The organism is Hallella faecis (assembly GCF_018789675.1).
In the GTDB taxonomy this organism is placed as follows: domain Bacteria; phylum Bacteroidota; class Bacteroidia; order Bacteroidales; family Bacteroidaceae; genus Prevotella; species Prevotella faecis.
The window spans coordinates 25,404-35,719 of sequence record NZ_JAHKBE010000033.1 but is presented as its reverse complement, the minus strand read 5'-3'; the positions used below and the strand labels follow the sequence as shown (position 1 = coordinate 35,719).

At 60.1% G+C, this 10,316-nt stretch carries 5 protein-coding genes; all 5 read right to left on the bottom strand.

The features are described from left to right. Positions 1-65 precede the first annotated feature (65 nt). The 5 genes from KM934_RS08560 to KM934_RS08540 all read right to left on the bottom strand — a co-directional run bounded on the left by KM934_RS08560 (position 66) and on the right by KM934_RS08540 (position 10,256). Positions 66-584: a FliH/SctL family protein gene (locus tag KM934_RS08560; protein WP_215760202.1), complete on the bottom strand. Its 519-nt coding sequence runs from the start codon at positions 582-584 to the stop codon at positions 66-68. Between the two features lie 156 nt (positions 585-740). Next, positions 741-1,898, bottom strand: coding sequence for a Rid family hydrolase (locus tag KM934_RS08555; RefSeq protein WP_215760201.1), 1,158 nt, complete (start codon positions 1,896-1,898; stop codon positions 741-743). A 48-nt stretch (positions 1,899-1,946) separates the two neighbouring features. Continuing rightward, on the bottom strand, positions 1,947-4,151 hold the full coding sequence (gene ccsA, locus KM934_RS08550) for a cytochrome c biogenesis protein CcsA (protein ID WP_215760200.1): 2,205 nt from the start codon (positions 4,149-4,151) through the stop codon (positions 1,947-1,949). 94 nt (positions 4,152-4,245) lie between these two features. Then, complete coding sequence (gene axeA1 / locus KM934_RS08545) at positions 4,246-5,685, bottom strand: acetylxylan esterase AxeA1 (RefSeq protein ID WP_215760199.1); 1,440 nt, start codon at positions 5,683-5,685, stop codon at positions 4,246-4,248. Between the two features lie 110 nt (positions 5,686-5,795). Continuing rightward, entirely contained in the window at positions 5,796-10,256 is a 4,461-nt protein-coding gene (locus KM934_RS08540; RefSeq protein WP_215760198.1) for a rhamnogalacturonan lyase family protein, read from the bottom strand. Positions 10,257-10,316: the final 60 nt, after the last annotated feature.

The window sequence follows — 10,316 nt, the reverse complement described above, 5'->3', positions numbered from 1 at the left end:
CATTCGGTTTGAACGATCATTCAGCCCGTTTGAAACTAAATCCGAAACTTTAGTTAATTATATTACTACCAATCATCCTCCTCATCTTGTTCCTCTTCGTATTCAGATTGACCACTACTATAACCATCATCATAGCCCTCCTCATACCCCTCTTGGTATCTAGTCTCATAATAGTCATAGTAGCTGCTGGAGTCATCATATCCATAGCCGTGACTATGTCCATTAGCTCCATCTCTTCTACCTTGCTCATATCCCTCATTGTATCCCTCACTATAAGCATCATCAGGAGTAGGAGCACAAGATGTGCGTGTGGTAGGCTGTACTACAGGGAGGCTCTGATACCTAAGAGCATTTTGCTGCATTTCTCTTAATTGTTGCTCTTGTCTTTGCCTCTCAGCTTTTTCTTTTTCGTACTCTTGGAGTTTCTTTTTCCAAGGTCTTCCATATGTACTACCACCACTATAGCTGCTGCTACTTGAGGAGCTAGAGCTGTGATTAGAGACACCTATTATAATTGCTATTACAACACATAACAGCAAAAATAGATAGCTACCACAGCCCTCGTTATCGTTATAATTACTCATAGTTAATCTATGTCCTTCTTGTCTAGCACTTTATATAGCCCCTCCTCTAGAGCTTGGTCTAGATGCTGGGGCATTATTATTTAACTCAGGTAATTCCAAAGGGATAGGTTTGTCTTTTTTTGTGTCCCTTTATTATCTAATGACGACCGATTTGGGTTAAAACTTCGGATAGTCGCTGCTGATGGCCTTCGTGGCCATGCACTCCATCTCGATGAGCCAGCCGGGGCGGCACACGGGAGCGTTTACCAAGATGAAAGGTGTGGCCTTGCGACCAGCGTTCCCACCAAACTTCTCCTCGAAGAGTTGGTTGACCACGGCGTAGTCGGCCGGGTCGCGCAGGTAGCACACCACCTCGCTCATGTCGTCGAAGGAGCAGTTGGCCTCGTTGAGCAGCGCCTCCACATTCTCCCACATGCGCTCACACTGGCGGCGGATGTCGCCGCGATGCATAATCTCACCCTTGTTGTTGATGCTGGCCGTTCCCGAGATCAGCACATGGCGGCGGTCGCCATAGTCCACATAGGTGCCACGCTCAAAGCTCACCCCATAGTCGCTCGTGCGGTTGAGGTGGTCGGCGGCGTAGAGGTAGCCCATCTGCCCTTTGGCCAAGGGCGTCACGGCGTAGGCGTCCATGAGCGAGAGCACACGTGGGTTGGCGTGGCGCCCTCCGATGCCCGTCGAGGCGATGAAGTGGGTCTGGTCGGTGAGGTTTTGCGTCACAAACACATCGTTGCGCGCCTTCACCACACCAGCGTAGTGGTTGTCGATGTCGTTCACGAAGAACCACGTGCGCACGCAGTTGGCCTCCAGTGTGCAGCCCTCGTTGAGCAGTCGCATCACATACTCGTTGAGCAATAGCTTCGTTTGGCGCTCCGAGTCCTTGGCGAGGTTGCTGCACGAGGCGCTCCATAGCTGGCGGTAAGGGCCGTGGCTCACCTCATGGAGACCGCTGGGCAGCGCCTTGGTGGCCACGCCTGTCATGAGGATGGCCCACAGCGCCACCTTCGTGCCGTTGGCGGGAGCCTGTTGCACGATCGACACCGCGTACTCCGGACTCTCCAGTTCGTAGCTCATCAGCTCGTCGGCCTGGTTGGCGGCGTCGCTGAGGAAGTAGCGCTTAAACACCGTCTTGGCGCCCAGCTCCTTGCGGGTGGCCTTGAACTCCTCGGTCACCAGGCGCAGCTGGTCGGCGTAGGGCAGCGTGCGGCCCGCGTCGGTGAGACTGATCATGACGTGGTGCTCGCGCACTTCCGTGCCGTTGTCGAAGGTGTTGAGTTGTATCTTCGTGAGATTTGAAGACCTGTTGTTTTCCATATTGTTGATTGGTTCTTTTATTGTTGTCGGTAAGAAGGGGCGAGGCTGTTAGGCATAGGAGTGCATTCCGCTCAGCAGGTAGTTGACGCCGAAGTAGGTCATGATGAGCGAAAGGAACGCCAGCACCATGAACCAGTGGTAGGGGCGCGGACGTCGGAACGCCGGCAGGCTGCCGCCATGCAGGGCGATGGCGTAGACCATGAACGTGATGAGCGCCCAGGTTTCCTTCGAGTCCCAGCTCCAGTAGCTTCCCCAACTCACGTTGGCCCAGATGGCTCCGATGAAGATGCCTATGCCCATGGCGGCCACGGCGGGGTAGAGGAAGAGCTGGCTGAGCGCCTGCAGCTCGCCTTCGTGGCGACGCATGAGCAGGCCCATGACGGCGCAGATGAACGTGAGCGAGAGCAGCGCGTAGCTCATCATGATGACGCTTACGTGGATGGAGAGCAGGGGCGAGTTGAGCACCGGCATCATCTGGCCGATGGCCGGGTCCATGGCGTTGATGTGGCTCACCAGGAGGAAGAAGCCCGAGAGCAGGAACCCAAACACCATGACGATGCGGAAACGGCGCTGCATGAGCAGGGCGATGGCCTCCACAAACCACGCCAGGAGCAGCATCGTCTCGTAGCCGTTGCTCAAGGGCATGTTGCCGCTCACCATCCAGCGCAGCGCCATGGCGGCGGTAAGCGCCAGGAACGACAGGCCGAGCAGCGCTGCAAACGTGCCGTCGGCCCACCGGCGACGGCGGGGCGTGATCCAGCGGGCCTCGGTCATGCGGCCCATGATATAGAAGAGGGCGATGAGGCCCAGCGTGAGGTTCACCATGAAGAGCACCGTGGCGAAGGGCACGGCGTTGAGCACGCGCTCGGCCTGGTAGCGTGGGGCTGAGGGGAGGGTGCGCCCGCCAAAGGCGTGCTGGTACCGATCCATCTTGTTGAGAAACTCATCTACGCGGTCCCAACGGCCAGCCGCCACATCCTGTGCCATCAGCGAGAACACGCTGCGGATGTAGAGCGCCTGCTGGTGGTTCATCGTTTGCGGCAGCGTGTCGGTGGGCGCATACCACGTGGTGACGCCGTGGGGCGTGGTGTAGGGCAACAGGTGGAGCGACGCGGCATGGCGAAGCTCCATGACAAGCATCAGTTTGCGGTCCACGTCGAGGGCCTGCTGGTGCACCTTGTCGGTGTTGCCTTGGTAGTATTCCTCGACCAGTGGGCCCAGGGTGTATTGTCCCATGACGAAGAAATTGGCCATGGCGCTATGACTTTCGAGGCCCATCTGCTTGCGCAGGGCGCTGCCCTTGACGCGGATGAACGGCTCCGTGGCCCACTCGTTGCCATAGAACAGCCATCCGGCCAGCACCTGGTTGGCCGTCAGCCCTTTGTAGGAACGGGCGCCGTAGACCTTCTTGCAGAAGTCGAGAGCGTAGGTCTCCACTGGGCAGATGCGGTCGTTGTAGAGCATGCAGAGGCGCCCCAGCTTGTCGGCGGTGGCGCGGGGCACGGTGGATTGGGCCCGGCCGCTTGTGGCCAAGGCGAAGAGCAGCAGGCCCATGAGCGCCCCTTTGCGCAGCAGGTCGCTGCGGAGCACACGGCGGTAAGGCCCCTTGGGGTCGACGAGCATGAAGAGCAAGGAGAAGAAAAGCAAGGCATAGCCGGTATAGGTGACGGGTATGCCCCAGGGGTCGCTGTTCACGGCCAGCACCGTTCCATGGCCGTCGGCGTCGTAGCTCGCCTGATAGAAACGATAGGAACGGTAGGAGAAGATGTGGTTCATCGACACGCGACCCCTTTGCCGCTCGTGGCCATCGATCACGGTAAACACCGATTCGTAGTCGGCCGCGGCGCTGGTGCCGGCATGATAGGAGGTCTCAAACCGCTGGAGCTGTAGGCTGAAGGGCAACATGGCGTTGCGCATGTCGTGGCCGTCGCCCTCAGCGATATAGGCGTTGGTGGTCTCGCCCTCACGCAGGTGCATCTTGCCCTTGGTGGCGGTGAGGTGGGTGAGCAGTGCGCCCACAAGGATGACGACCATCGATCCATGCAGCATCCAGGTGCCCCAGTGGCGCACATGGCGTTTCAGGAGATAGGCCACGCCCAATGCCGTGAGCGCAGTCCACATCAGGACGAACCACCACGAGCCGTAGATGGCCGTGTGGGCATAGTTGGTTCCGTGGCTGTTCTCCACCATGGTTGCGGTGGCCATCGCCACCAGCAGCGCCACATAGATGAAACATGTTGTCTTTTTGATCATATCAATCTTTGCAAGCTTTGGCTCAATGCTTTTGCAAAGATACGCAAAATCGACGACTAACAGTCCAATGCGAGTGGGCTAATTCGACAAATCATCATTTTTGGGTATGGATGTGCGCAGCGATGATCTTGGCCAGTTGGGCCGCTCCCTTGTCGGTGGGGTGTATGCCATCGCGCTGCATCAGGCCTTCGGTGGGCTTGAATTCGGTGTGGAGGTCGATGTAGGCGAGCTTGTTTTTCTTCACCACCCGTTTGATGGCGGGTATCTCGCCATTGACGATCACGCTGTCGGAGATGCCCCAGATGCGGGCGGCCGGTATGGGACTGCACACATAGATCTGAGGTTTCGAGGGCAGGGCGCGCAGCGTGTCGACCATCTTCTGCAGGTCGGCGCCATAGTCGGCGCCATGTATCCAGTTGTAGTCCTTCGAGTCGTTGGTGCCCAGCTTGATGACCACGATGTTGGGCAGGAACGCTTGCGCGTCGACCCACGCCTGCTCCTTCATGTAAGGCAGGTCGCCCTTGTTCATCAGGGTGCGCGCCGACACGCCGAAGTTCTTCACGTTGTAGTTCTTTCCCAGCAGCCGTTGGAGCACGGCGGGGTAGCCATAGACCTCGCTCATGTCGATGCCCATGCCGTCGGTGATGGAGTTGCCGATGCACGCCACGCGCAGCGCCTGCTCACGGGGCGCGGCGATGGTGGCGAGCCACGCCTTGAGGTCGCCGAGCATCTGCTCGTGGAACGCGAAATTCTTGCGGATGCCATAGCCGTGCCCTCCCGAGGGATAGGCGTAGAGCGCGCAGTTGTTGCCGGCGCGGCGCATGGCCGAGTAGTAGGCCACGCCATTGGTGACGGGAGGCACCACGCGGTCGTCGGTGGAGAGGATTACGCAGGCGGGTGGTGTGAGATGGCGACGCACGCAGGCGTCGTTGCTCCACTGCCGTATGAGGCGCTGGTCTTTCATGCCCTCGGCCCCCAGGAAGTTGGCGCACGATCCCTTATGGGTGACGCGCTCGTCCATCGACACCACGGGATAGAACAGGATACTGAAGTTGGGGCGTGCTGCCCATGGGGCGTGGGTGCTCACCGCCGACGCCAGGTGTCCGCCTGCCGAGAAGCCCATGATTCCCACGTCGTAGGGATTGACGCGCCATGCCGTGGCCGAGTCGCGCACGGTGGTCATGGCGCGGCAGGCGTCGGTCAGGGGGATGGTGCGGTCGCCCTTGGGCATGCGATACTCCAACACAAAGAAGGCGATGCCCTGACGGTTCATCCAGTCGGCCCACTGGTGCCCCTCGTGGTCGACGGCCAAATGCGAGTAGCCGCCGCCCGGAAGGTCCACGATGGCGCGGCCCGAGGGCTGGGCGGGCAGGTAGGCCGTGAGGCGCGCTCCCTCCGCAAAGGTGATGACAAAATGGCGTGCGGTGGGTGTGGCGGCTGCCGAGGCGGTGGCCGAAACCATTTTGCTGGGCGCTGTGCGCGCTGTGCACGACAGGCACAGCGCCATGGTGAGAAGGGAAAGAATGTGCTTCATGGATGATGGGTTTGTGGGTTATGCGTATGTTTGGTGGGGTGCTTGGTGGGCGCAAAAAGCACAATGGGCCTGGTGAGCAGCTTGTGAGCTACCCATCAGGCCCATCTTCCTTATTGCTTATTCACCTTATAGGTCTTGCCATTCTCCTTGACGACATACACGCCAGCGGGCAGACGGTTGAGGTCTTCGTTGACGCGGCGGCCGTCGAGGGTGAAGATGAGGCGGCGCGAGGTGCCGTCGGCGTTCACGCCATAGATGCCGGTGTTCACGGAGATCTTCAGCACACCGTTGGCGGCGGCCAGCGCGGAGCTGTCCCACATCATGCCGTCGGGCAGTGCGGGCAGGCTCACCTTCGGTTTGCCGCTAAACTTATTGGCGGTCCAGAGCACGATGCTGTCGCCTACGGCAGGTGCGTAACGGTCGCTCAGCTTAACTACTACCGAGTCGTTGAGGGTGAGCGTTCCACCCACCTCGAGGTAGGAGCGGCTGGTTCCGCTGTTGCGGTTGTTGCTGATGGTCAGTTCCAACTTACCCTTCGACAGGGTGATGTTGCCCTCGGTCTTGATGGCGCCGTAGTGGTTGCCGAAGTAGGTGCCGGGAGCCAATGTGCCGCCGTTGACGACGATGCTTTGCAGTTTGCCGCGTCCTTGTACCAGTCCTGAGTCGGTGACGGTGACGCCCGATGTGCCCAGGAGCAACGTCTTGAACGATGTGTCGTCGAGGCGGAGCTCACCCCCGGCGATGGTCACGGCGCCGATGTTGGGCTGGGCGTTGGCGGTAGTGAGCGTCCAGATGCCCGATCCCACCTTGCGCACCTTGGCGTTGGTGATTTGCAGGGTGGTCGTCTTCAGCATATCCTCGTTGAGCGCGCCGATGGTCAGGGTGCCCGTTGTGTTGATGACACCCTCGCCCTTGACGTGACCGATGGCCATCGACCTACTGCCGGCTTGGAACGTTGTGCCCTTGCTCACTTGCAGTGTGGCCTTCGGCAGGCCGTAGTTGTTGTTCCAGTCGAAGCTGGGTCCGTAGGTGCTGCGCTTCTCCTGACCTGCAACGACGGTTCCCTCAAATGGGCTCCAGTCGCCGCTGAGCGTGTTGCGCGGACCGGCGGCGTACACATAGAGCGTGCCCTTGCCGAGCAGTTTGCCCTTGTAGTCGCAGCGCGGATCCATCCAGAAGTTGCCAGTAATCTTCTCAGGTACCACGAAGGTTGTGCTGTTGTTGCTGTAAGAGCCCATCGTGTTGCTGTCGTATACCTTTGTTCCGGTGCCAGCGAAGCGCACCGTGTCGGCGTTGATGCCATCGAAGAGGTCGAGTGTTCCACGCTCCACATGGATGCTTCGCAGGGTGCTGGCCGCGTCAAGAGTGAGCGCTCCTGAGCCTCGCTTGGTGAGGGTGTGGCGACCGTTGGTCGACACAATGCCGGTCTTCAGGGTCAGGCGGGCGTTGGCGTCGACGTTGATGGCGCCGTCGGAGCCTGCCAGGCGGATGGTCTGGTTGGTGGTGATGTTGGATGCTACACCCAGTTCGCCATTGTCGGACAGTTCGATGCGGTTGTTCACACCGCCCAGTGAGCCATAATCCTGCCCCTCCTTGTTGGCCAACTTCGCCACGTTGAGTGTGCCGCCCATGATGCGTGTGGTGCCCACGAAGCGGTTCTCGTTGTTGAGGGTCACCGTTCCCTCGCCGGTCTTGGTGAGGTCGGCTGTGCCAAGGATGCTGTCGCCACTGAGGGTGTATTTGAGCGTATCGTTGGTGAAGTTGAGCGCTGCCACCGTCACCGGCTCGGTGATGGTGATGTCGCCACGCTCGGCGTTGTCGGTGAATGTCACGCGGTCGCCACTCACAAACTGGTCTTTCAGTCCGCCCACGGTGAAGTTCTCGGTGTTGAGGAGGTCCCAGTTGCCATCCATGGCGCCCTGCCACTCCACAGCGGCGGCGTCGCGCTGGTCGGCGATGGTGATGAAGATCTTGCCGTTGGCCACGCTCAGGGCGGCCTTCTGGTTGTTGATGCCGTCGATGGTGATGTCGGCTATGTCGCCCTTGATGTCGGCTGCGTCAGCCAACTCGTAGGTGCCTGCCTCCAAACGGTCCTTGCCACTGAGGTAGGTGGGGTGGATCTCAAACACGGGCGCATTGTACTGCGGGCCCTGGCTCCAGTTTTTCTTCTCAATGACGAGCTTCTTGGCCACGAGCTTGTCGGCCTTCTTCGTGTTGTCGTCGATGTCGAACACCACACGTGAGCCGAAGTCCAGGTGGAGCGAGTCGATCGTCACCATGCCCACATGGTCGGCGCCCGGACGAAGGATGGCGCCATAGTCCATGCTGACGCCGGCCTGGAACGAGCCACCGTCGGAGTTGAGCTCGGCAAAACGGTTGAGCCAAACGTGCGAGTGCTGCATGACGCCATCGAAGCGAAGCGTGCCAAACCACACATCGGTGGGACCCGTGTAGGTCTGCACGGCGGTGGGCATGACGAGCGTGCCGCAGCCCTGTTTGGTGACACGGGTGGCGCCCGAGAAGGCGGCGCCCGTCAGCGTGTGGGTGTAGTAGGAGGTGGTGATGTTGTTGTTGTTGTCGTGACCCTGGGTCCATGAGGGTGCCACATCGAAGAACACCTCGGGCTGGGCGCCCTCGGCCACGCTCACGGTCATGTCGGACGTCTCGGCCATGATGACCTGCTTGCCGTTGAGCGCCGATGAGAGGGTGCCACCGTTCTTGATCTCGGTCTTGCCATTGGTGGCCTCGGGAGGCGGGGCGATGGTGATGCCCTCGAGCTCGCCCACGAAGTAGGACACGTGGGGCGGTTGGTTGTAGCCGTTCATCTGGGTCTGCATGGCGTTGCGATACTGCTTGTCGGTGAGCAGCGAGGCCATGCGGTGCTGGGTGGGAATGGTGGTGGTGTAGATGCGCATGTCGCCCGACTCGGTGCGCGCCACAATCTCCTCACGCCAGTCGCCGAAGATGTCGGCCTGCAGGCACGGTGTGGCCTTGGTGCTGTTGTTGGTCAGGGCGCCAGGCAGGGTGATGGTGCTCTGGTCCTCAAACTTGTGGATGCTGGCGGCGTTGTTGTCCTCGTCGAGCAGGTCGCCGTCCCAATAGATGCGGAACACGTTGCCGAACCAATAGCCGTCGGGCAGACCCTCGGCATGCTTGGCAGTGACGGCGCTGATGGGCCTGTCGTGGGCCGACGACCCAATGGCGCCCGGCACGCGGTTGGTGAAGTTGGCAAACATGCAACGGCCATCGTCGCCGCCGCCGGCCAAACGGTAGAAGATCTTTGAGGTGGTGGCGTCGCGGTAGTTGTTGGCCGGCCGGTCCTCATTGCAGGCGTACATCTGCAGTCCCTTGCGATAGGGGTCGAACTGTCCCACGTGCTGGGCGTCGCCATGACCGAGGCCCGTGGTCGACAGGCCGTGGCCGTTGTCGTCGATGACCATGGAGCCAAACACAATCTCGTCGCGTCCGTCGAGGTCGACGTCGGCGATGACGAAGTTGTGGTAGCCCTGGCCATACCAGGGTGAGCCGGGGGTGTTGTTGTTCCAACGCCAACGCACCGACAACTGGTGGGTGGCGGGATCCACGTCGAGCGCAATCATCTTGTGGCGGGTGTAGATGCCTCGTGCCAGGAAGATGCTGGGCTTGCGGCCGTCGAGATAGGGGGCGCCGAAGAAGAACTTCATCGAGCGGTGGCCGTAGCTGTCGCCCCATGCGGCGTTGAGGTCGCTCTCGCCACTCTCGAAGCGCTTCAGGGGGAACTCCTGCACCACGTAGGGCTTGCCCGTTTGGCCGTTCATGTAGACCAGGAACTCGTCGCCTTTGCTGAGGAAGTTGTAGACGCCACCGCGATAATCCTTCGTGGCGTCGCCAACGGTGTAGGTAGTGCCGTCGGCCATGTGGACGACGCTGCCGTCTTGCAGGCGGGCCACACACTCGGCCTTGCCGTCGCCGTCCCAGTCGTAGGCCATGATGTTGATCTCATTCTGCTGGAAATCCCACATGTTGGGGCCGCAGTCGATCCACCAGAGCAACGTGCCGTCGAGCTTCTGCACCTCGATGCGTGCGAAGTCGGCCTGTGAGGTGTTGTTCGGGTCTTGGCCGATGAAGAGCTGTTTGGTGATGAGCTCCATCTCGCCGTCGCCGTCCACGTCGCCAATGGTGGCGTCGTTGGGCTCATACTGGTTGGAGATGTCGGTCTTTCCGTCGTTCGAGATGCGCTTGGGCTTCTTCACCTCCAGCCATCCGTTGGCCAGGCTGAGGCCCTTCTTGCTGTCGGCCGACGCCTGTCCGGCGTGCACCGCCTTCACGGTGTATTGGCTCTCGAGCGTGCCGTTGGGGTCGGTGAAGTTGGAAACGGTGAGCGGTTGGTCGTTGACCTTCACACCGTCGCGGTAGAGATCGTAGGTGGTGGCGTAATACTCGTCGGCGTTGATGCGCCAAGAGCAGTACATGCCGCCATTGCTCTTCACGGCGATGAGACCTCGGTCGAGGTTGTCAAACTGGCGTTGGGCGAAGCCTGCCAGCGAACTCATGGCCATCAGGAATGTGGCTGTGATGATTCGTTTGTTCATATCTGTGTAGCTTGTTTCTTGTTTTCAGTAATAAGGTAGTTGTTCTATTCGTCAGCTGCA

Bases quoted from the DNA above. Each gene is read 5' to 3' on its own strand.
- KM934_RS08560 (WP_215760202.1), bottom strand. From the start codon at position 584: ATGAGTAATTATAACGATAACGAGGGCTGTGGTAGCTATCTATTTTTG.
- axeA1 (WP_215760199.1), bottom strand. From the start codon at position 5,685: ATGAAGCACATTCTTTCCCTTCTCACCATGGCGCTGTGCCTGTCGTGC.
- KM934_RS08540 (WP_215760198.1), bottom strand. From the start codon at position 10,256: ATGAACAAACGAATCATCACAGCCACATTCCTGATGGCCATGAGTTCG.
- KM934_RS08555 (WP_215760201.1), bottom strand. From the start codon at position 1,898: ATGGAAAACAACAGGTCTTCAAATCTCACGAAGATACAACTCAACACC.
- ccsA (WP_215760200.1), bottom strand. From the start codon at position 4,151: ATGATCAAAAAGACAACATGTTTCATCTATGTGGCGCTGCTGGTGGCG.